Annotated in this window: 25 protein-coding genes and 1 pseudogene; 15 read left to right on the forward strand and 11 right to left on the reverse strand. The window is 68.9% G+C overall.

Features of this window, described 5'->3' with window-relative positions; translation table 11 throughout:
* Position 1 precedes the first annotated feature (1 nt).
* Positions 2-862: a LysR family transcriptional regulator gene (locus AOZ06_RS09720; protein ID WP_054289133.1), complete on the reverse strand. Its 861-nt coding sequence runs from the start codon at positions 860-862 to the stop codon at positions 2-4.
* A gap of 118 nt (positions 863-980) precedes the next feature.
* Between AOZ06_RS09720 and AOZ06_RS09725 the strand changes: the two are divergent.
* Positions 981-1,886: pseudogene (locus AOZ06_RS09725) on the forward strand (DMT family transporter); the annotation flags it as partial.
* Between the two features lie 15 nt (positions 1,887-1,901).
* Here AOZ06_RS09725 and AOZ06_RS53675 read toward each other — a convergent pair.
* On the reverse strand, positions 1,902-2,483 hold the full coding sequence (locus AOZ06_RS53675; RefSeq protein WP_083471599.1) for a biotin transporter BioY: 582 nt from the start codon (positions 2,481-2,483) through the stop codon (positions 1,902-1,904).
* A gap of 182 nt (positions 2,484-2,665) precedes the next feature.
* On the opposite strand from AOZ06_RS53675, the gene AOZ06_RS09730 reads away from it, so the two are divergent.
* Positions 2,666-3,313: a choice-of-anchor P family protein gene (locus AOZ06_RS09730; RefSeq protein WP_054289134.1), complete on the forward strand. Its 648-nt coding sequence runs from the start codon at positions 2,666-2,668 to the stop codon at positions 3,311-3,313.
* 166 nt (positions 3,314-3,479) lie between these two features.
* Here the strand turns inward: AOZ06_RS09730 and AOZ06_RS09735 are convergent, their stop codons facing one another.
* Together AOZ06_RS09735 and AOZ06_RS09740 are read right to left on the reverse strand one after the other, a co-directional pair.
* Positions 3,480-4,049 (reverse strand): isochorismatase family protein, encoded by a 570-nt coding sequence (locus tag AOZ06_RS09735; RefSeq protein ID WP_054289135.1) that lies wholly within the window; start codon positions 4,047-4,049, stop codon positions 3,480-3,482.
* A 10-nt stretch (positions 4,050-4,059) separates the two neighbouring features.
* On the reverse strand, positions 4,060-5,355 hold the full coding sequence (locus AOZ06_RS09740; protein ID WP_054289136.1) for a nicotinate phosphoribosyltransferase: 1,296 nt from the start codon (positions 5,353-5,355) through the stop codon (positions 4,060-4,062).
* 103 nt (positions 5,356-5,458) lie between these two features.
* On the opposite strand from AOZ06_RS09740, the gene clpS reads away from it, so the two are divergent.
* From clpS to AOZ06_RS09770, 6 genes are all read left to right on the forward strand, one after another.
* On the forward strand, positions 5,459-5,746 hold the full coding sequence (clpS, locus tag AOZ06_RS09745; protein ID WP_054289137.1) for an ATP-dependent Clp protease adapter ClpS: 288 nt from the start codon (positions 5,459-5,461) through the stop codon (positions 5,744-5,746).
* Positions 5,743-6,300, forward strand: coding sequence for a DUF2017 domain-containing protein (locus AOZ06_RS09750; RefSeq protein ID WP_054289138.1), 558 nt, complete (start codon positions 5,743-5,745; stop codon positions 6,298-6,300). The genes clpS and AOZ06_RS09750 overlap by 4 nt, the downstream gene beginning before the upstream one ends.
* Positions 6,297-7,361, forward strand: coding sequence for a P1 family peptidase (locus AOZ06_RS09755; RefSeq protein ID WP_054289139.1), 1,065 nt, complete (start codon positions 6,297-6,299; stop codon positions 7,359-7,361). The genes AOZ06_RS09750 and AOZ06_RS09755 overlap by 4 nt, the downstream gene beginning before the upstream one ends.
* Positions 7,362-7,548: 187 nt before the next feature.
* A complete protein-coding gene (locus tag AOZ06_RS09760) occupies positions 7,549-8,004 on the forward strand; it encodes a M67 family metallopeptidase (protein ID WP_054289140.1) in 456 nt (151 codons plus the stop codon).
* A 45-nt stretch (positions 8,005-8,049) separates the two neighbouring features.
* Positions 8,050-8,322, forward strand: a complete 273-nt coding sequence (locus AOZ06_RS09765) for a MoaD/ThiS family protein (RefSeq protein WP_054289141.1) — start codon at positions 8,050-8,052, stop codon at positions 8,320-8,322.
* A gap of 5 nt (positions 8,323-8,327) precedes the next feature.
* Positions 8,328-9,278, forward strand: a complete 951-nt coding sequence (locus tag AOZ06_RS09770; RefSeq protein ID WP_054289142.1) for a PLP-dependent cysteine synthase family protein — start codon at positions 8,328-8,330, stop codon at positions 9,276-9,278.
* 25 nt (positions 9,279-9,303) lie between these two features.
* On the opposite strand, the gene AOZ06_RS09775 is transcribed toward AOZ06_RS09770, so the two are convergent.
* Positions 9,304-10,161: an SMP-30/gluconolactonase/LRE family protein gene (locus AOZ06_RS09775; RefSeq protein WP_236952159.1), complete on the reverse strand. Its 858-nt coding sequence runs from the start codon at positions 10,159-10,161 to the stop codon at positions 9,304-9,306.
* Between the two features lie 21 nt (positions 10,162-10,182).
* On the opposite strand from AOZ06_RS09775, the gene AOZ06_RS09780 reads away from it, so the two are divergent.
* Genes AOZ06_RS09780 through rdgB form a run of 6 tightly spaced genes read left to right on the forward strand, consistent with a single transcriptional unit; the run spans position 10,183 to position 14,572 of the window.
* Entirely contained in the window at positions 10,183-10,842 is a 660-nt protein-coding gene (locus AOZ06_RS09780) for a rhomboid family intramembrane serine protease (RefSeq protein ID WP_335338375.1), read from the forward strand.
* Positions 10,843-10,897: 55 nt separating this feature from the next.
* Positions 10,898-11,554 (forward strand): rhomboid family intramembrane serine protease, encoded by a 657-nt coding sequence (locus AOZ06_RS09785; protein ID WP_054289145.1) that lies wholly within the window; start codon positions 10,898-10,900, stop codon positions 11,552-11,554.
* Entirely contained in the window at positions 11,551-12,357 is an 807-nt protein-coding gene (murI, locus tag AOZ06_RS09790; RefSeq protein WP_054289146.1) for a glutamate racemase, read from the forward strand. Before AOZ06_RS09785 ends, murI begins: the two co-directional genes overlap by 4 nt.
* Before the next feature lie 36 nt (positions 12,358-12,393).
* Positions 12,394-13,164: an MBL fold metallo-hydrolase gene (locus AOZ06_RS09795; RefSeq protein ID WP_054289147.1), complete on the forward strand. Its 771-nt coding sequence runs from the start codon at positions 12,394-12,396 to the stop codon at positions 13,162-13,164.
* Between the two features lie 23 nt (positions 13,165-13,187).
* A complete protein-coding gene (gene rph / locus AOZ06_RS09800) occupies positions 13,188-13,961 on the forward strand; it encodes a ribonuclease PH (RefSeq protein ID WP_054289148.1) in 774 nt (257 codons plus the stop codon).
* 2 nt (positions 13,962-13,963) lie between these two features.
* On the forward strand, positions 13,964-14,572 hold the full coding sequence (rdgB, locus tag AOZ06_RS09805; protein ID WP_054289149.1) for an RdgB/HAM1 family non-canonical purine NTP pyrophosphatase: 609 nt from the start codon (positions 13,964-13,966) through the stop codon (positions 14,570-14,572).
* 70 nt (positions 14,573-14,642) lie between these two features.
* Here the strand turns inward: rdgB and AOZ06_RS09810 are convergent, their stop codons facing one another.
* Positions 14,643-15,194, reverse strand: coding sequence for a TetR/AcrR family transcriptional regulator (locus AOZ06_RS09810; RefSeq protein WP_218921962.1), 552 nt, complete (start codon positions 15,192-15,194; stop codon positions 14,643-14,645).
* A gap of 43 nt (positions 15,195-15,237) precedes the next feature.
* On the opposite strand from AOZ06_RS09810, the gene AOZ06_RS09815 reads away from it, so the two are divergent.
* Positions 15,238-16,380, forward strand: coding sequence for an FAD-dependent monooxygenase (locus AOZ06_RS09815; protein WP_054289150.1), 1,143 nt, complete (start codon positions 15,238-15,240; stop codon positions 16,378-16,380).
* A 7-nt stretch (positions 16,381-16,387) separates the two neighbouring features.
* On the opposite strand, the gene AOZ06_RS09820 is transcribed toward AOZ06_RS09815, so the two are convergent.
* From AOZ06_RS09820 to AOZ06_RS09840, 5 genes are all read right to left on the reverse strand, one after another.
* Positions 16,388-17,332, reverse strand: a complete 945-nt coding sequence (locus AOZ06_RS09820; protein ID WP_157232942.1) for a hypothetical protein — start codon at positions 17,330-17,332, stop codon at positions 16,388-16,390.
* Positions 17,333-17,448: 116 nt separating this feature from the next.
* Entirely contained in the window at positions 17,449-17,922 is a 474-nt protein-coding gene (bcp, locus tag AOZ06_RS09825) for a thioredoxin-dependent thiol peroxidase (protein ID WP_042182920.1), read from the reverse strand.
* A 20-nt stretch (positions 17,923-17,942) separates the two neighbouring features.
* Positions 17,943-18,476, reverse strand: coding sequence for a hypothetical protein (locus tag AOZ06_RS09830; protein ID WP_157232943.1), 534 nt, complete (start codon positions 18,474-18,476; stop codon positions 17,943-17,945).
* A 174-nt stretch (positions 18,477-18,650) separates the two neighbouring features.
* A complete protein-coding gene (locus tag AOZ06_RS09835; protein ID WP_054289153.1) occupies positions 18,651-18,833 on the reverse strand; it encodes a hypothetical protein in 183 nt (60 codons plus the stop codon).
* 243 nt (positions 18,834-19,076) lie between these two features.
* Complete coding sequence (locus tag AOZ06_RS09840) at positions 19,077-19,310, reverse strand: hypothetical protein (protein WP_157232944.1); 234 nt, start codon at positions 19,308-19,310, stop codon at positions 19,077-19,079.
* Positions 19,311-19,328: the final 18 nt, after the last annotated feature.

Raw genomic sequence — 19,328 nt, forward strand, 5'->3', positions numbered from 1 at the left:
TTCAGACCCTTGACCGCGTCGCGCCGACCAGAGCGGTTACGGCCGGATGCCACGACCCTGAAGCGGGGCCGGTCAAAACCAGGCGCCTTTTCAGCTTCTGCTTCAAAGGAACGAGCACCGCCCGCCGGTCGATCATGGAAGCCATCAACCCGGGCACGATCGAGACACCGATCCCGGCCTGCACCATCGCGATCAGGGTGGCGCCTTCCCTGACCCGGTGGGTCGGCCGCAGCCGGCTCGCCGTGCGCCGGTAGAGCTCGCGGACATGGCGTTCGCAGCCGCCGTCGGACAGCAGGAACGGGTCGTCGTCCAGATCCGGGATGTCGATCTCGTCCTCACCCGCCAGCGGGTGGTCGCGGGGCAGGAGCGCCTGGAACTCGTCCGCGCCGATCTGCACACCGTCGTGGCCGTCGGGGTCCACCAGCACGGCGGCGTCGGTGGTCTTCTCAGCGAGCCACTCCACGATCTCGTGGTCCTCGCCCTCGAACAACCGGATCTTGACGCCCGGCAGATCGCCCCGCCACTGGGCCAGCAACGCAGGCAGCAGGCCCTGGCAGACGGTGGCGGGCGCGGCGAGCCGGATCGTCCCGGTCGGCTGGTTCGCGTTTTCGGCCACCAGGTCGTTGATCGCCGCCGCCGCGCCCACGGCGGCGCGCGCGTGTTCGACCAGGCGGTTGCCGAACGTCGTCAGCTGCGGTTGTTTCGTCCGGTGCAGCACCGGGCTGCCGACCGTTCGTTCGAGCGCCGCGATCGCGTGCGACACCGCGGACTGGCTGATTCCGAGCGCCGGGGCGGCGGCACTGAAACCACCCTCGTCCACCACGGCGAGCAGGGCCCGCAACTGAGCCAGGTTCACGGTCATGAGCAACTCTCATGGACTGGGGGAAACTACTTGTTGGACTCATCCTGCCCTAGTCGGCGAACCTCATGTCCGAAGACCGCCGGACACCACCCGGTGGATCCGGCCAAGGTGGAGCGTGATGAACAAGCTGCAGATACGCGCAGGTCAACAAAGGTGGCGCGCTACGGGCGCCACCGAGCGCGACCGTCGGTGGATCGTCGCGTTCCTGGTGCTGTCGATGATCTGGGGATCGACGTTCTTCCTGATCAAGATCGCGGTGAACGCGGGCGTCGGCCCGATGTGGGTGGGATTGTGGCGGTGCGTTTTCGGCGCCGCCGCGCTCTGGCTGATGGTGCTCGTCACGCGTCAACGGCTGCCTCGCGACCCGGCCGTGTGGGGCCACGGCGCCGTGGTGGCGCTTCTGCTGAACAGCGTGCCGTTCCCGCTGTTCGCGTTCGGCGAGACGAAGATCAGCTCGGTCCTGGCGGGCGTGTGGAACGCGACCGTGCCGCTGGCGACGCTGGTGTTCGTGCTGTTCCTGCTGCCGGACGAGCGCCCGACCGCCCGGCGGCTCGTCGGAATGGCCATCGGGTTCGTCGGCGTGCTCGTCGTCCTCGGGATCTGGAACGGCGTGGACACCGGGCCGCTGGTCGGCACGCTGGCCTGCCTGGGCGCGACGACCTGCTACGGCGCCGCGTTCGCGTACTCCCGGCGCTTCATGTCCGGGCGACCGGAGTCCTCGCTGGTCCTCGCCACCGTCCAGGTCACGTGCGGGGTCCTGCAGCTCGCACTGGTCACGCCCGTGGTCGAGGGCGCGCCGACGTGGCCGGGCTACGGCGCCACGGCCGCGTTGCTGGTGCTCGGGGCCCTGGGCACGGGATTGGCTTATCAGCTGAACTTCACAGTGATCCGCGCCGCCGGGTCGACGGTCGCGTCCACGGTCACCTACATAACGCCGTTGTTCTCCACCGCGCTCGGCGCGGTGTTCCTGGCCGAACCAGTCGGCCCGAACACCATCGCCGGCGCGGCGTTGATCATCGTCGGTGTGCTGCTGAGCCGGTCAGGACCGCTTGCGCGCCAGCGCCCACGCGCCGGGCAGCAGACCGGCCGCGAGCAGGATCTTGATCCCGTCCCCGATCAGGAAGGGCAGGAGGCCGCGCTGGAGCGCCGTCCCCAGGTCGAAACCGGTCGCGGCCATCAGCCAGGACACACCGATCGCGTAGATCACGACGTTGCCTAGCGCCATCGTGGCGATGGTGCGCAACACCGTGCGGTCGCCACCGCGCGCCGCCAACGCACCGACCAGAACCGCGGCGGCAGCGAAACCGACGAGATAGCCGCCGGTCACACCCAGCCAGCCGGACTTGCCGTCCTGGAACCACGGCACCCCGGCCATTCCGGCGAGCAGGTACAACAGCATCGACAAGGCACCACGGCGCCACCCCAGCGCGGCGCCGACCAGCAACGCGCCGAACGTCTGCCCGGTGATCGGCACCGGGCTGCCAGGCACAGGGAGCACCACCTGAGCGGCGAGGCCGGTCAACGCAGCGCCGCCGACGACCAGGGCGGCGTCTCGCACGAACGCACCCGGCACCAGGTCCGCGAGGACCGCCGGACGCACCCGAACAGGCACAACTGACACGACTACCTCCTGAATCGAACTCCTGAAGGCAGGCTAGTCGGCAGTGATCGGCTTCCGGCTGTGGCGATCCCAACATCCCAGCCACCGCTGACGCCAGTCACAGTCCACATGGGACTCACCGGAACGGGTGGTTGGCCGCCCGCCGGGTCGTGGGAAGTCGTGAAGGCGGTGATCATGAGCTGATGTACAGGCAGATTGCCCTTGTGCTGGCGGCTGCCGTGCTCGTGGTGAACGCGACACCCGCGACTGCGGCCACCGGCAGCGGCACCGCGTCTGCCGGATCGGCCGACGTCGTCGTCGAAGGCAAGAAGAGATTCGTGCAGGCGCCGCTCGCGCAGTGCCTGACCTCAGGCGGAACCATCCAGAACACCAGCAAACCGGTCAGGCTGCGCGGAGTGGCCGAATTCGGCGAAGGCGCGACGAAGTGCACGGCCGACCCGGCCAACGGGCGGATCACGGTCGAGGCCACCGGTCAGCGGTTCGAACTGAACGCCCTGCTGGAACACGGCGGCCCGCAGATCAAGCTCGGCAACTACCTGGCGACCTGCGCGACAACGCTGAACGGAAGCGGCGCCCGGATGCAGTTCTCCGAGCTGAGCGGGATGGACGCGCCGACGGAACTGACGCCGAACTACACGGTGCTCATCCCCGGCCGCAGCAAGGAGGACCCACCGCTGGCCAAGGTGGTCCTCAACGAGATCGTCGTCCCGTCACCGCCCGACGGCAGCATCACCCTCAACCTGATGCACGTGATCTTCGCGCCCAACGGCGGCGGCCCGGTCACCGGCGAGATAGTCGTCGGCGGCGTCTACTGCCCCCCACTCGTCTAGGACCTCCGCACGCTCCACTTGTCTGGAACCGCTCCCAGCCCTTCTCACACCCCACCCCGCCCGCAAGGGGGACCCCTGATTTCAGGCTACGAGGCGAAAGGGTGTGCCGGGAAGCCCGGCGGCGGTCAGCCTGTGGATAACCGCCGCCTGTGGACAACTCGAGGCGCTAGCCGACTCGGGGCGAGCCGACCAGGTCAGCGCCCGCGTCCCGCAACTGCACCAGCGCGGAATCGACCGTCGGCTGAGCCACGCCGGCAGTCAGTTCAAGCAGAACGCGTGTCGACAAGCCCGCCCGCGTCGCGTCGAGAGCGGTGGCACGCACACAGTGATCGGTCGCGATCCCGACCACATCCACGTCCGTCACCGACCGCGTCTTCAGCCAATCCGCCAATGTGCTGCCGTCCGCCGCCGCGCCCTCGAACCCCGAATACGCCGCCGCGTAAGCGCCCTTGGAGAACACCGCCTGGATCGCGGTGACATCCAGCTCCGGATGGAACGACGCACCCGCCGTACCGGCGACGCAGTGCACCGGCCACGAGTCGACAAAGTCCGGGTTGTCGCTGAAATGCGGGCCCGGGTCGATGTGGTAGTCCCGGGTGGCCACCACGATGTCGTACGGCGTGCGGCCGATGTGCTCGCTGATCGCCGCGGCCACGGCGGCGCCGCCCTGCACAGCCAGGGAGCCACCTTCACAGAAGTCGTTCTGAACGTCGACGACGATCAACGCGTTCGCCACGGTGGCTCCTCTAGTCGATGAAGACAGTCGGGATGGCCGGTTCGCCGTGTGACAGCTTCAGGCCTTCCCACGGAAGGCTGACCAGGCCCCGCTTCACACGCTTGCGGCACTGTTCCAGGGTGGGCGGGTCGGCCACCGGCTGTCCACCACGCAGGAACGGCACCTGCAGGTCGCGGTCGTTGTCGCTCATCTGCGGCCACTGCTTGTCCGGCTGGTACACGACCTCTTCCAGTGCCGTGCCTGTCGGCTTGTGGCGGCGCATCGCGCCTTTCCGCCCGCCCCGCGACTCCTTGTGGGAGCTGCGTTTGGCCACCGGGCGGCCGTCCACCTCGACCAGCTTGTAGACCATCCCGGCGGTCGGCGCGCCGGACCCGGTGACGAGCGAGGTGCCCACGCCGTACGCGTCGACCGGTTCGGCCCGCAGCGCGGCGATCGCGTACTCGTCGAGGTCGCCGGACACGACGATCCGGGTGTCCTTCGCGCCGAGCGAATCGAGCTGCTCACGGGCATGGCGCGCCAGGACGCCCACGTCGCCGGAGTCGATCCGGACGGCGCCGAGGTCCGGCCCGGCCACCTCGATCGCGGTGTTGATGCCGTTGGTGATGTCGTACGTGTCGACCAGCAGCGTCGTGCTGACGCCCAGCGCGTCCACCTGGGCCTGGAAGGCGGAGCGCTCGTCGTCGTGCAGCAGTGTGAAGGCGTGCGCGCACGTCCCCGCGGTCGGGATCCCGTAGGTGCGGCCCGCTTCGAGGTTGGACGTGGTCGCGAACCCGGCGATGTACGCGGCTCGCGCGCTGTCCACGGCGGCGTACTCGTGGGTGCGCCGCGATCCCATCTCGATGATCGGCCGTCCGTTGGCCGCGCTGACCATCCTGGCCGCCGCGGAGAGGATCGCGCTGTCGTGGTTGAGGATGGACAGGATGACCGTTTCCAGCACGACCGCCTGCGCGAAGGTGCCGCGGACGGTCAGGATGGGCGACCCGGGGAAGTAAAGCTCACCTTCAGGGTATCCATCGACATCACCAGAAAATCTGTAAGAAGCCAGCCAGTCCAGGGTCTGCTTGTCGACCACTTCCGACTCGCTCAGCCTGCTCAGCTCGTCGTCGCCGAACTCGAACCGGGCGATCGTGTCCAGTACCCGCTGTGTGCCGCCGACCAGCCCGTACCGGCGGCCGTCGGGCAACCTGCGGGCGAACACCTCGAAAACACATGGCCGCTGTGCTGTGCCATCGGCGAGGGCACCAGCCAGCATGGTCAGCTCGTAGTGGTCGGTGAGCAGCGCAGTGGTCGCGCCGGGTCCGTTCATGAACTGAGAGCCTATGGCGCCCTCGCGGGCGGCGATCACCCGGCGGCGGCAAAACCGCTGAACTGGACACAACAGTGTGGCGGGCGCATGCCACCATTGGGGTATGACCACGCCAGTCGAGCTGGGGAAGACACACGGTGCGGACCTGGGCGCCGAGGACAAGCCGTGGCAGACGATCGTCTGGAACGACCCCGTCAACCTCATGTCGTACGTGACCTACGTGTTCCAGAAACTGTTCGGGTACACCAGGGACAAGGCCACCAAGTTGATGCTCGACGTACACCACAAGGGCAAAGCGGTGGTGTCCTCCGGCGACAAGGACAAGGTCGAGGCCGACGTGGCCCGCCTGCACGCCGCCGGACTGTGGGCGACCATGGAGCGTAACTCTTGAAGCCGTGGAGCCGGGACGGCGAGAAGGTCGTGACGGAGCTGGAGCGCCAGGAAGCCGCTGTGCTGCGCGGCCTGGTCGGCCAGATCAACGACATGCTGAAGGCCAGGGCGGACGAGGCGCCGCAGGACGAGCTGTCCGAGCTGACCGGGATCAAGACCGGCCCGTCGACCGCGCCGGACGACCCGATCCTGTCGAGGCTGCTGCCGGACTTCCACCGGCTCGACGCGGACCAGCCGGCCAAGGAGGACATGGACTCCGCGGCGGCGCTGCGCTCACTGCACGAGCCGACGCTGCTGGACATGAAGACCGGGGTGGCCGGGGTCCTGCTGGAGACCTGCCCGCCGGAGGGTGGCCCGGTGCGGCTGACCCTCGAGCAGGCGGACGCCTGGCTGTCGGCGCTCAACGACGTGCGTCTCGCGCTCGGCACCGCACTGGACGTCGACGACGACATGCCCGACGAACTGCCGGACGACGACCCGCGGGCCGGTCACCTGCCGGTGTACCACTGGCTCACGGTGATGCAGGAGGAACTCATCCACGCGATGAGCTCATGACGGTGCCGAACGGCCCAGCGTCGAAGAGCACGACCCCGGGACCGCTCAACGCGATCACCGATGTTGAGGGCCTCCAGGTCGGCCACCACCACCAAGTCGGCGACGGCTGGGCGACGGGCACAACCGTCATCCTCACGCCGCCGCGGACCGTCGGCGCGGTGGACGCACGCGGCGGGGCGCCTGGCACCAGAGAGACGGACACGCTCCTGCCGGAGAACCTCGTGCAGTACGTCAACGCCGTCTGTCTGTCGGGTGGCAGCGCCTATGGGCTGGCCGCCGCGGACGGCGTGATGCAGTGGCTGGCCGAGCGCAACCTGGGGTTGCCGGTCGGAACGCGTCCGCATGAGGTTGTGCCGATCGTGCCGTCGGCGGTGCTGTTCGACCTGCCGGTCAACGCGTGGGGCAATCGGCCGGATGCGAAGTTCGGCAGTGCGGCGTGCGAGGCCGCGTCGGATGGCCCGGTCGTACAGGGCAGCGTCGGCGCAGGGACGGGTGCGCGCGTCGGCTCGCTCAAAGGCGGTGTCGGCACGGCGAGCACAGTGGTCGACGGTTTCACCGTGGGCGCGCTCGCGGTGGTCAATGCCGTGGGCGAGGCCGTGGACGAGCTGACCGGTGTTCCGTACGCCGCGGGTTTCGGGGTGACCGGAGAGTTCGGTGGCCCATGGCCCAACCGGGCGGCCACCCTGCCTGACATCCCGCGCAGGCTGCTCAACACCACCATCGGCGTGATCGCCGTCGACGCGAAACTCGTCAAGGCGGAGACCAGGCGCCTGGCCGTTGCCGCCCACGACGGCCTGGCCCGCGCGGTGCATCCGGCCCACTCCATGTTCGACGGTGACACCATCTTCGCGCTGGCGACGGGGGCGAATGCCCTGGCCGAGGACGATGGCTACGCGAAACAGCCATTGCGCGCGCTTGGGCTGGACCGGCTCTGCACGGCGGCCGCGGACACGTTCTCCCGCGCCATGGTCCACGGCCTGCTCGCCGCCCAGGCCAACGGCGAGCTGCCTGCGTATCTTGACCTCTGGCCGGAGAAGGCCCATGGGGCCGGAGCACTGTGAAGCTGGGCTTCACAAGCACGCTGTGAAGGTCTGCTCAACGCAAAGTGGACCTTGTGAAGGCCCGCTGCAAAGCCACGCTGTGAAGCGGAGCTGTAAAGCGTTGCCGTGCAGGCCGGGGGCATTCCCGGTGAACCGGTGGCGTTTCTCACCGAGTGGGAACGGCCCACCCAGCCCTTAGGATGGGACTGTGTTGCAGATCCGCCGTGACCTCGTGGACGAGATGGTGGCCCACGCCAGGCGTGACCACCCGGACGAGGCGTGTGGCGTGATCGCCGGGCCAGAGGGGACCGACCGGGCCGAACGGTTCGTGCCGATGACCAACGCCGCCCGGTCGCCCACGTTCTACGAGTTCGACTCCACCGAGCAGTTGCGGCTGTACCGCGAGATGGACAGCAACGACGAAGTGCCGGTGGTCATCTACCACTCCCACACCGCGACCGAGGCGTACCCGTCGCGCACCGACATCGCACTGGCGGGCGAGCCCGGCGCGCACTACGTCCTGGTCTCCACGCGGCACCCGGAGGACATCGAGCTGCGGTCGTACCGGATCGTGGACGGCGAGGTCACCGAGGAGCCGGTGGAAGTCGTCGAGTCCTACCTGTTCACGCACACCGGGGCGGACGACGTCCCCGACCGCGGCTGACTCCCCACATCGCGCCACGTCAACACCCGAAGCCGGAGGATTTCCATGGCTGTGACCGTTTCCATCCCGACCATCCTGCGCACCCACACCGGGGGCGAGAAGGCCGTCGAGGCGAGCGGGAACACCGTCGCCGAGATCATCGACGACCTGGAGGCCCGCCACGGCGGCCTGAAGACGCGCCTGGTCAAGGAAGGCACCCTGCACCGGTTCGTCAACGTCTACGTCAACGACGAGGACGTGCGGTTCTCCGGCGGTCTCGAGGCGAAGGTCTCCGACGGCGACACCGTGACGATCCTGCCCGCGGTCGCCGGCGGCTGAGCCGGATGGCCAGGTACGACTCGCTGCTCGACGCGCTCGGCGACACCCCGTTGGTCGGACTGCCGCGGTTGTCGCCGGGCAACGGCGTCAGGCTGTGGGCCAAGCTGGAGGACCGCAACCCGACCGGGTCGGTCAAGGACCGCCCGGCTCTGAAGATGATCGAGGCGGCCGAGAAAAGCGGCCGCCTCACACCTGGGTGCACCATCCTCGAGCCGACCTCCGGCAACACCGGCATCGCGCTGGCCATGGCGGCCAAGCTCAAGGGCTACGGCCTGGTCTGCGTGATGCCGGAGAACACCTCCGAGGAACGCCGTCAGCTGTTGCAGGCATACGGCGCGAGGATCGTGTTCTCACCGGCGGCCGGTGGCTCGAACCAGGCGGTGGCCACGGCGAAGGAACTGGCCAAGCAGAACACCGACTGGGTGATGCTCTACCAGTACGGCAACGAGGACAACGTCCGCGCCCACTACGAGGGCACCGGCCCGGAGATCCTGCGTGACCTGCCGTCGATCACGCATTTCGTGGCCGGACTGGGCACCACAGGAACCCTGGTCGGTGTCGGGCGCTTCCTGCGTGAGCACAAACCAGGGGTGCAGATCGTCGCCGCTGAGCCTCGATACGGCGAGCTGGTCTACGGTCTGCGCAACCTCGACGAGGGCTTCGTGCCCGAGTTGTACGACCCGTCCGTGCTCACCGGCCGTTACTCCGTCGGCTCGTATGACGCGCTACGGCGAACCCGGCAGTTGTTGGAGACCGAAGGCATCTTCGCCGGTATATCCACGGGCGCGATCCTGCACGCCGCGCTCGCCGTGGCCGAGAAGGCCGCGAAGGCGGGCGAGGAGGCCGACGTCGTGTTCATCGTCGCTGACGGCGGCTGGAAGTACCTGTCGACCGGCGCCTACAGCGGCTCGCTGGACGAGGCCGCCGAACGTCTCGACGGCCACCTCTGGGCCTGATGGCGCGGTTGCCGAGCCAGGCCTGTCAACCCGCGAAAACAGTGGATGGCAGGCCTGCTCCGGCGTCCGGGACGACGAACACGGAGCCGGACAGCGGCTCACGCGCGAGGTCCGCGTCGGACAACCCGGCCCGCGCCGTCGTGATGTAGAGATCCGTCAGTCGGTCGCCGCCGAAACAGCACGCCGTCGTGTTGCTCGCGGGCACGGTGATCGCCCGGTCGAAGTTGCCGTCGGGCGTGTAGCGGCGCACCTGGCCGGCGCCCCACAACGCGACCCACAAGCAGCCGTCGGCGTCCACGCACATCCCGTCCGGTGACCCGTCGACGTCCACGAACTGACGCCGCCCTGAGACCGTGCCGCTGGCCACGTCGTAGTCGAGCACGTCGACCACGCCAGTTGGCGTGTCGGCGTAGTACATCAGTGTGCTGTCGGGACTCCAGGCGACGCCGTTGCTGATGGTCACTTTGTCGAGCACCACGGTCGCCTTGCCGTCCGGCTCGACCCGGGCCAGCCAGCCGCCGCCGTCCGCTTCGTCGTACCGCATGGTGCCCGCCCACAGCCGCCCGGCTGCGTCGACCGCCGCGTCGTTCCCGCGCACCCCGTCCTTGGCCCAATAAACGAGCCACCGGTGTTGACCTGCGGAATCGACGATCGCGATGCCGTCACGGAGGTTGAGAACGAGCCCACCGCCCACCCGCGGCTTCGCCGCGCCGACGTCCTGCGGCGCGGTGGTCGTCTCGTCCGCACCCGTCGACGGGTTCCAGCGGTGGATCTCCGGCGCGAGGATGTCGACCCACAGCAGGGTCGAGGTCATGGCGTCCCAGGTGGGCCCCTCACCGAGCGTGGCCTCCGCGCGCACCGCGATCTCGAAACGATCAGTCACAACCCGAGATACTGTCATCTTGTGCAGCCCTCTGGATTCCCCTACCAGGACGAGCCAGCGAAACCACCCAGGCAGCCCATCCCGATGGCCAAGCGGATCATCCCGCCGAACCCGCTGCAGGCGCTCCTCCTGGTCTCGGGCTTCGTCGCGCTGCTGTTCGCGATCGAGGCGGTGGACACCGCACTGGGCCACACCCTGGACCTGCACGGCATCTGGCCGCGTGAGATCGACGAATGGGACGGCATCCTCTGGGCCCCGCTGCTGCACGCCGGCTGGGACCACGTGACCGCCAACGCGGTGCCGTTCCTGGTGCTCGGCCTGTTGACGACGGCCGGCGGAACGGGCCAGTTCCTCGGTGTCACCGCGATCATCTGGCTGTTCAGCGGAGTGGGCACGTTCCTGATCGGACAGCCGGGTGTGCACCTCGGCGCGTCCGGCGTCGTGTTCGGTTTCCTGACGTTCGTGCTGGTCCGCGGGTTGTTCGTACGCAGCCTCCCGCAGATCCTGATCGCGGTCGTCGTGTTCGGCGTGTACGGGTCGGTGCTGTGGGGTGTGCTGCCCAACCAGACCGGCGTGTCATGGGAAGGGCACCTGTGCGGTGCTGTCGGCGGTGTCGTGGCGGCGTGGCTGGTCGGCCGGTCGCTCAAACAGGCCACCCGGCGGCCCGTCCTCCCGGGGTGAAAAGCCAGGGTTTCACCTGATCCCCGGGTCGCGCGTGGAGACGTAGCCTCGAACTGTGACCACTTTGCCTGCTGTGCCCGCCGCTCCAGGCCCGGTGAACCGGGTCGTGCCGCCCAACCCGAAACAGGCGGCTTTGGTGGTCCTCGGCTTCACCGCGTTGATGTACCTCGTCGAACTCGTGGACCTGATCCTGCCGGTCAGCCTGGACCGGTGGGGGATCGTCGCCCGCTCCTGGTCCGGCCTTGACGGCGTGATCTGGGCACCGCTGCTGCACGACGGCTGGACTCACCTGTTCAGCAACACCCTCCCGGTGCTGCTGTTCGGATTCCTGGCCATGGCCGGCGGACTGGGCCAGTGGGTCGCCGTGACCGTGACGATCTGGCTGGTCAGCGGACTCGGCGTGTGGCTGACCGCGCCCTCGGACGTGATCACGGTCGGCGCGTCCGGCATCGCGTTCGGCTGGCTGGCGTTCCTGCTGGTCCGCGGGATCTTCAGCCGCAGCCCCAAACAGCTCGCGGTGGCGTTCGTGCTGTTCCTGTACTGGGGAAGTACCCTGCTGGGCGTGCTTCCCGGCAACCCGCAGATCTCCTGGCAGGGCCATCTCTTCGGGGCGCTTGCCGGTGTGCTGACCGCATGGCTCACCACGCGCGCCAACCGCGGCAAGGGCAAGGCTGAGCCCGCGGGCACGGCCATCCCGGAGCTGCCGGCTTGACCTCCCCTGACGCCCCGATCGGGATCTTCGACTCCGGTGTCGGCGGGCTGACGGTCGCCCGCGCGATCCGTGACCAGTTGCCCGCGGAGGAGCTGCGCTACATCGGCGACACGGAATTCACCCCGTACGGTCCGAAACCGATCGCGGAAGTACGCGCGCACTCGCTGGCGATCATGGACGAACTCGCCGACAGCGGCGTGAAGCTCATGGTGATCGCGTGCAACACCGCGTCGTCGGCGTGCCTGCGGGACGCCAGGGAGCGGTACTCGATCCCCGTTGTCGAGGTCGTCCTGCCCGCCGTCCGCCGTGCGGTCGCCACGACCAGGACCGGCAGGATCGGCGTGATCGGCACCGACGGCACGATCCGGTCGGGCGCGTACCAGGACGCGTTCGCCGCGGCCAAGGACATCACCGTAACGGCGGTGCCTTGCCCGAGGTTCGCCGAATTCGTCGAACGCGGAGTGACCTCCGGCAGGCAGGTCCTCGGCCTGGCACAGAGCTACCTGGAGCCGCTGCAACGCGCGGATGTGGACACGATGGTCCTCGGGTGCACCCACTATCCGTTGCTGACCGGTGTGCTGCAGATCGTCATGGGCGATGGCGTCACCCAGGTGTCCAGTGCCGAGGAGACCGCGAAAGACGTGGTGCGCGTGCTCACCGAGCGCGACCAGTTGCGTGAACCCACCGGCAACGACCCGGTGCATGAATTCCTGGCCACCGGGCCAGTCGCCCCGTTCCACCGGCTGGCCCGCCGCTTCCTTGGGCTGGAAGTGGCCGCGGTTAGGCCGATGGCGCGAAATTGACCCGTTGTTGGCTCGCGGTATGTAACGCTGTGCACCGTGTTGCTGACCGTGCTGGGCTGTTCGGGAAGCGTCCCCGGCCCGAACTCGCCTGCCTCGGGATATCTGATCGAGGCCGACGATTTCCTGATGGCGATGGACCTCGGCAACGGCACGCTTGCCGAGCTGCAGTGCTATTGCGATCCGTTCCTGCTCGGCGCGTTGCTGTTGTCGCACTTACACCCCGACCACTGCGCGGACTTCACCGCACTGACGGTCTTCCGGCGCTACCACCCCAAGCCGTCCAGGGACCCGAGGTTGCAGCGGCTGCCCGTGTTCGCACCCGGTGAGGCCCCGGACAGGCTCGCCCGCGCCTACGCCCCGGACCGCGCCGAGCTGGCAGGCACGGACTTGTCGGACGTCTTCGAGTTCCGCACGCTCGCCGCGGACACCGTCCAGATCGGCCCGTTCGAGGTGATGGCGCGCCCAGTGGACCACCCCTGCGAGGCCTTCGGATTCCGCATCACGCACGGCGGCCGAAGCCTGGTCTACACCGGCGACAGCGGTCCGTGCGACGCGCTGGACGAGCTCGCCGACGGCGCCGACGTGCTGCTGGCCGAGGCGTCATGGACGCACGAGCCGGGGCGCCCGCCGAACCTGCACCTGTCGGGCCGGGAAGCCGGTGAGCTGGCCAGCCGCGCGGGCGTGCGGCGCCTGCTGATCACGCACGTGCCACCGTGGACCGACAGGGAGGCCGTGCTGGCGGAGGCGCGGCAGGCCTACCAGGGTGACGCCCGGCTGGTCGAGCTCGGGGACACGTACACCGTCTGAGGCGTATCTCGTAGGGTGGCCGGGTGGCGCGAAGTGACGGCAGGAACGATGGCGAGCTGAGGGAAGTCCGGATCACGCGTGGCTTCCAGAAGTGGCCGGCCGGTTCGGTGATGGTCGAGTTCGGCAACACCAAGGTGTTGTGCGCGGCGAGCGTCACCGAAGGCGTGCCGCGCTGGCGGGTCGGCTCCGGGCTGGGCTGGGTGACAGCCGAGTACGCGATGCTCCCGTCGGCGACCAACACCCGCGGCGACCGCGAGTCGGTCAAGGGCCGCGTCGGTGGCCGCACGCACGAGATCAGCAGGCTGATCGGCCGCTCGTTGCGGGCGTGCATCGACCTGTCGGCGCTCGGCGAGAACACGATCATGATCGACTGCGACGTGATCCAGGCCGACGGCGGTACTCGCACAGCCGCGATCACGGGCGCGTACGTCGCCCTGGCGGACGCGGTCACGTGGCTCGCGGCGGCCGACCGGCTCGCCGATCCGAAGCCGCTGTCGTGCGCGATCGCCGCGGTGAGCGTCGGGGTGGTCAACGGCCGCGTCCGGCTGGACCTGCCGTACGAAGAGGACTCGATCGCCGAGGTCGACATGAACGTGGTCGCGACCGACGCGGGCACTCTCGTCGAGGTGCAGGGCACCGGCGAGGGCGCCACGTTCGCCCGTTCCACCCTCGACCAGATGCTCGACCTGGCGCTGGCCGGTACCGAGAAGCTCTGCCGGTTGCAGGCCGAGGCGCTCGCGCAGCCGTATCCCGGTGAGCTGCCGGAGCCCTCGCCGCGCAAGAAGAAGGCGAAGTAGCCGTGACGCGTTTGCTGCTGGCCACCCGAAACGCCAAGAAGCTGGTCGAGATGCGCCGGATCCTGGTCGGCGCAGGCATCTCGGGCATCGAGGTGATCAGCCTCAATGACGTGCCCGAGTACCCCGAGGCGCCCGAGACCGGTGCGACGTTCGAGGAGAACGCGCACGCCAAGGCGATGGACGCGGTCAAAGCCACCGGGCTGCCCGCGGTGGCCGACGATTCGGGCCTCGAAGTGGACGCGCTCAACGGCATGCCCGGTGTGCTGTCGGCCCGGTGGGCGGGTTCGCACGGCGACGACTCGGCCAACCTGAACCTCGTGCTCAACCAGCTCGGTGACGTGCCGGACGAGCGCATGGGAGGGGCGTTCGTCTGCTCGCTCGCGCTTGTCGTGCCCGGCCGGGAGGACGTCGTGGTGCGGGGTGTGTGGCCGGGCCGGATCATCCGGGAGGCCAGGGGCACCAACGGCTTCGGCTACGACCCGATCTTCGTGCCGGAAGGCGAGACCCGCAGCTCGGCGGAGCTCGATTCGGCCGAGAAGGACCGGATCTCGCACCGCAGCCGGGCGTTGGACCTGCTGCTTCCGCACTTGCGGGCCCTGGCGTCGTCCTGAGGCCTGGCCGGCCAACGGCTTGTGAAGCTGACCTTCACAAGCCGACCGGCCATTCCTGTGAAGCTGGGCTTCACAGCTCTTGATCGGCCGTGGCGGCAGCGAACAACGGGATGAGCGCGTCCCGCAGATCGTCGCGGGATCGGACCGATCCAGCCCCGGCGATCTGGTCGAACAGCAGGCCGTCGACGTGAGCCACCAGGTTCGCGGCACGGCGCTTGTGGTCTGGCACGTTCATCGTGGCGAGGAGATCCTCGGCCATCGACCGGAACCGGCCGCCGAGCTGTTCCAGCGCGTCACGCAGATGCGGCCGCCGCGCGGCCTCGAGGGTCAATTCGAACCGGGCGATCATGCGGTCGCGTCCGACGGTCGCCCAGTGCTCGATCAGCCCGGCGACCGCGTCGAGATCCTCGCTCCGGACCGTCTCGATCTCCGCGGTACTCAATGCGGCGAGGTGGTCGAGCAGGGCGGCCAGCAGCGCCTCCCTGGTGCGGAAGTAGTACGAGGTGGACCCCTCCGGCACTCCCGCCGCCCGGTCGACGGCGCGGTGCGTGAGCCCCCGCATGCCTTCGCGTGCGAGTGTGACGATCGCGGCATCCAGCAGGTCGGCTCGGCGGTCAGGCACTCTACAAGTGTAGAGTCCTCTACAGATGTAGAGGAGGGACGCCGTGGCCACAGCGGTGATCGCGGGCGGGGGAATCAGCGGCCTCGCGACCGCCATCGCGCTGACCCGCGCGGGGTGGGACGTCGAGGTCCACGAGCAGGCGCCCCAACTCAGCGAGGTGGGCGCCGGGCTGACCCTCTGGCCGAACGCGCTGCGGGCGCTCGACCACATCGGTCTGGGCGACCGCGTCCGTGACGTCGGCCTGCTGGCGGGCAGCGGCGGGATCCTGGACTCCCGGGGCAACTGGCTGATCCGCGCCGACACGTCCTTGCTGGACCGCAAGTTCGGCCCGGCGGTGGCGCTGCACCGGGCGGAGCTCCAAGCGGCCCTGATCGAGGCAGTGCCACCCGGTGTCCTGCGCACGGGCACGAAGATCACCGGGGTCCGCCTGACCGGGCGAGGGGTGGTCGTCACACACAGCCATGGCGAGTCACCTGCGGATTTGCTGGTCGCGGCCGACGGGCATCGCAGTGTTGTGCGGTCCCGGTTCTGGCCGGGCACCGACCCGGTCTACGCGGGTGCGACGGCCTGGCGCACGGTTCTCGACCGCCCAGGCAGGAAACTCGACGTGGCCGGCGTGTTCTACGGGCGCGGCGAGGAATTCGGCCTCGTGCCCTTGCCCAAGGACCAGGTGTACATGTTCGCCGCCGCGGCCGTCCCGGCCGGAGGCCGGAGTCCGGACGGTGAGCTCACCGAACTGCACCGCAGATTCGACGGGTGGGCTGACCCGATCCCGCAGCTGCTCGGCGAGGCGGCACCGGACAAGATCCTCCGGCACGACCTGACCTACCTGCCCAAGCTCGAGTCGTACGTGCACGGGCCGGTCGTACTGGTCGGCGATGCCGCGCACGCCATGACCCCGAACATGGGCCAAGGAGCGTGCCAGGCGCTGGAGGATGCCGTGACCCTCGGCGCGGTCGCCCGCAGCGGTGACCTCGCCGGGTCGCTGGCCCACTACGACAGCCTGCGTCTACGCCGGACCCAGTCGATCGTCACGAGGTCACGTCAGGCAGGCCGGATCGGGCTCACGACCTCCGCCGTGGTGGCCGCCGCCAGGGACCAGGTGATGAAACTGGTGCCTGCCTCGGTGATGCTGCGGTCAGTTAGCCAGATGTACAACTGGTCTCCCCCTGGTACAAGCGACTGACCTGCGCTCAGGTCAGATACGGCGCGACAGCCGCGGCGGCCGCGGTGACCGAACGCATCGGAACCTCGAACTTCTGGCCTTCCGGGTGCTCGGTCAGCAGGATCACGACGTACTGCCAGTTCTTCCCGACCAGGCCGGTGCTGTGCACGGACATCTGGCCGTTGCCGCTGGTCGTCCAGCCCTGCTTGACGGCCCACTGGTGCTTGGTGCCGGAGGAAGGGATGCCGAACCACTGCCGCACGCCGTCCGACCCGTACTCGGTCGCGCCGGACATCCCGTCGAGGATGACCGTCCGGACCGCCGCCGGTGCCTTGTCCACGATGTACTCGTAGACCCGGACCATGTCGTTGGCCGTGATGACGGTGTTGCCCCACTGCCCGGGGTCCGCCGGTGCCTTGGTCGCCCTGAGGCCCATCTGCTGGCGCATGCGGCTGAGGATCGCCACGCCACCGCCTTCGGACACCCAGTACTTGTTGCACGTCGAGTCGTCGCTGCGCTTGATCATGTAGGTGATCTCCTGGGCGACCCTGCTGTCCCCGGGGTGGCGCATCAGGGCGTCCACCCCGACCATCAGCTTGACCAGCGAGCCCGCGTAGAACGAGCGGTCGGCCTTCTCCGACAGCAGCACGTCGCCGGAGGTGCGGTCCTTCACGACCACCGCGGCGGCCTTCTCCGTCCTCGCGACCCGGCGGACCACCTCGTCGAGATTGAGGCTCCTGGCCGGACGTCCCGGGTTGGACGCCGCCGCCGGTGTCGTGGCCGACCCGGCGGCGGACAACTGATTGCTCGGCATGCCGGACCACTCCGGTGGCGCCGGCGTGTCCGGTGAACCGGTCAGGATCGGTATCTCCTGCGTGGGCTGTGAGCTCGCCTGCGGCGTGGCGCATCCGCTGAGCCCTGCCACGGCGGCCGCCAGCGCGACCGCCGCCAACGTCCAAGGTGTCCGCCTCATGCCCCGCAAACGCCTGAGGCGGGATCACAAGTTGATTCCTCCCGGACTCAACTTTCGGGCACGTCAGCGCGTCGATGCGGCTGCTGGTCCTGAGGTTGAGCCACCGGTGGAGAAAGTTAGACGCCCAGGTCGCGCCGCAATTTTGCGACGTGGCCGGTCGCTTTGACGTTGTAGGCGGCCTTGGTGATCTTGCCGTCACCGTCGACGATGAACGTCGAACGGATCACGCCCATCACGGTCCGGCCGTAGTTCTGCTTCTCGCCGAACGTCGCCCACGCCGTCATCACCGAGCGGTCCTCATCGGACAGCAGCGGGAAGGTCAGCCCTTCGGCCTCCACGAACTTCGCCAGCTTCGCCGGGCTGTCCGGCGAGATGCCGACGATGTCGAAACCGGCGTCGTTCAACTCGGCCAGGTTGTCCCGGAAGTCGCACGCCTGCTTGGTGCATCCGGGCGTGCCGGCGGCGGGGTAGAAGTAGACGACGACCGACCGGCCGCGGTAGTCCGAAAGCGACACCGGCTTGCCGGTGCTGTCGGGAAGGGTGAACTCTGGAGCCGGATCGCCGACGGCCAGCCTCTTCTGCTCGCTCATAGCCGCTGAAGGTACCCGGGTCAGGAGGTGCCCTCGAACTCGGCGCGGTCCCCGGCGGCCGCCATGTCCGGTTGCACGGTGACCGTCAGGTCGATCGGATCGGCCGGCACCGCGAACGCGAACGTCACCCGGACGTTCTTGCCAGGTGGCACCTCGGCGTCGGCGTTGACGCCGCCCGCGTAACCCTGCGCCTTGTCGACGACGGGATCCACAGTGTTGCCCGCGGGGCCGGTCGCCTTGACCACGAGTTGAGCGGGCCGGTACGTCCGGCTGCCCAGGTTCTCCAGCGCGACCTCGAACGCGACGGCGCGCGGCGACTGTGGGTACGCGGTGTTCCCGGGGACGAACGACTTCGGCGCCAGCACCGTGACCATCAAGGACCCGCTGCTGATCGTCCTGCGCTCACCGAACTTGGCGGGGTGGTCGGAGATGGCGTTCGGCGCGGCGGCGGGGGAGACCCCGGTCGCGCTCGCGCTGCTCATCACACCCGCGTTGCACCCGGCTGCCAGCATGGCGACTACACATGCGGCGACCGCGAGTCCGACGGGTCTCACAGGTTCCTGCTTTCGGCCTATGGGGAGGAAGGAGGTACGACTCCCACAGCGTGGGGCTTGTCGCGGGAAATACCCACAGCGATGCCCGGGTCGAGTCGGAGCTGGTGTCGTGATGTGGCCAATCCGTAACCGAAAAGGCACCAGGAGTGACCATCGACACTCCGTGCGGCCGGTTCAGGCCGCCATGGCGAAGAACACGACGAAGAGCCCGACGGTGATCAGCCACGAGGCGATCAGCCAGCCGAAGTCCCGCCACGGCGAGACGGGGTGATTGTCCTCACCGGGGACGTAGACGCCACGCGCCTCGAACCAGTCGACCACGCGAAGCGCCCGCCGCAGCGGCTCGAGTGCCCGCATGGTCCAGACCTCCTGTCCACCAGTCCTCCGACATGGTGTCAGTTTGTCCGGAATGGTCAAGCCACTAGGTGGAGTATCACCGGAACGGGAATCCGCCGAACGCGAGGTGTGTGCCCGTGATCCGGCCGGTCAGCATCGCGTGGCTGGGATTCCAGACAGGGGGTCAGGCGGCCGGAGATTCCGGGTGGTCGCTCGTCGGAGCCGGCGGTCCTGGGCATGGCCGCCGAGAACAGCCACCGGGGATCAGACGGGTGGGGTGAACCCTTCGATCCAGCCCGCGTCGTCGGATTCGCCGCAGACCGGGCACGGCCGTTCGACCATCACACCCGGTGCGATCTCGTGGTAGATCGAGCCCTGACCGGGCACGGTCATCGGCCGGAGGATGGCCATGTCGTCCTCGTCCTCCAGCCGGATGTGGGTGACCTGACGGCAGCCATGGCAGACCGTGCGCTGCGGCAGTGACCCGGGCGTCGTCATGTCCACAACGTACCTGTG

The sequence above is a fragment of the Kibdelosporangium phytohabitans genome (assembly GCF_001302585.1).
In the GTDB taxonomy this organism is placed as follows: Bacteria; Actinomycetota; Actinomycetes; order Mycobacteriales; family Pseudonocardiaceae; genus Kibdelosporangium; species Kibdelosporangium phytohabitans.

What these genes read in the sequence shown, in the direction of transcription:
- AOZ06_RS09720 (WP_054289133.1), bottom strand. Translation starts at nt 862, where the DNA reads ATGACCGTGAACCTGGCTCAGTTGCGGGCCCTGCTCGCCGTGGTGGAC.
- AOZ06_RS09730 (WP_054289134.1), top strand. Translation starts at nt 2,666, where the DNA reads ATGTACAGGCAGATTGCCCTTGTGCTGGCGGCTGCCGTGCTCGTGGTG.
- AOZ06_RS09740 (WP_054289136.1), bottom strand. Translation starts at nt 5,355, where the DNA reads ATGAACGGACCCGGCGCGACCACTGCGCTGCTCACCGACCACTACGAG.
- clpS (WP_054289137.1), top strand. Translation starts at nt 5,459, where the DNA reads ATGACCACGCCAGTCGAGCTGGGGAAGACACACGGTGCGGACCTGGGC.
- AOZ06_RS09755 (WP_054289139.1), top strand. Translation starts at nt 6,297, where the DNA reads ATGACGGTGCCGAACGGCCCAGCGTCGAAGAGCACGACCCCGGGACCG.
- AOZ06_RS09765 (WP_054289141.1), top strand. Translation starts at nt 8,050, where the DNA reads ATGGCTGTGACCGTTTCCATCCCGACCATCCTGCGCACCCACACCGGG.
- AOZ06_RS09770 (WP_054289142.1), top strand. Translation starts at nt 8,328, where the DNA reads ATGGCCAGGTACGACTCGCTGCTCGACGCGCTCGGCGACACCCCGTTG.
- AOZ06_RS09820 (WP_157232942.1), bottom strand. Translation starts at nt 17,332, where the DNA reads ATGAGGCGGACACCTTGGACGTTGGCGGCGGTCGCGCTGGCGGCCGCC.
- bcp (WP_042182920.1), bottom strand. Translation starts at nt 17,922, where the DNA reads ATGAGCGAGCAGAAGAGGCTGGCCGTCGGCGATCCGGCTCCAGAGTTC.
- AOZ06_RS09835 (WP_054289153.1), bottom strand. Translation starts at nt 18,833, where the DNA reads ATGCGGGCACTCGAGCCGCTGCGGCGGGCGCTTCGCGTGGTCGACTGG.
- AOZ06_RS09840 (WP_157232944.1), bottom strand. Translation starts at nt 19,310, where the DNA reads ATGACGACGCCCGGGTCACTGCCGCAGCGCACGGTCTGCCATGGCTGC.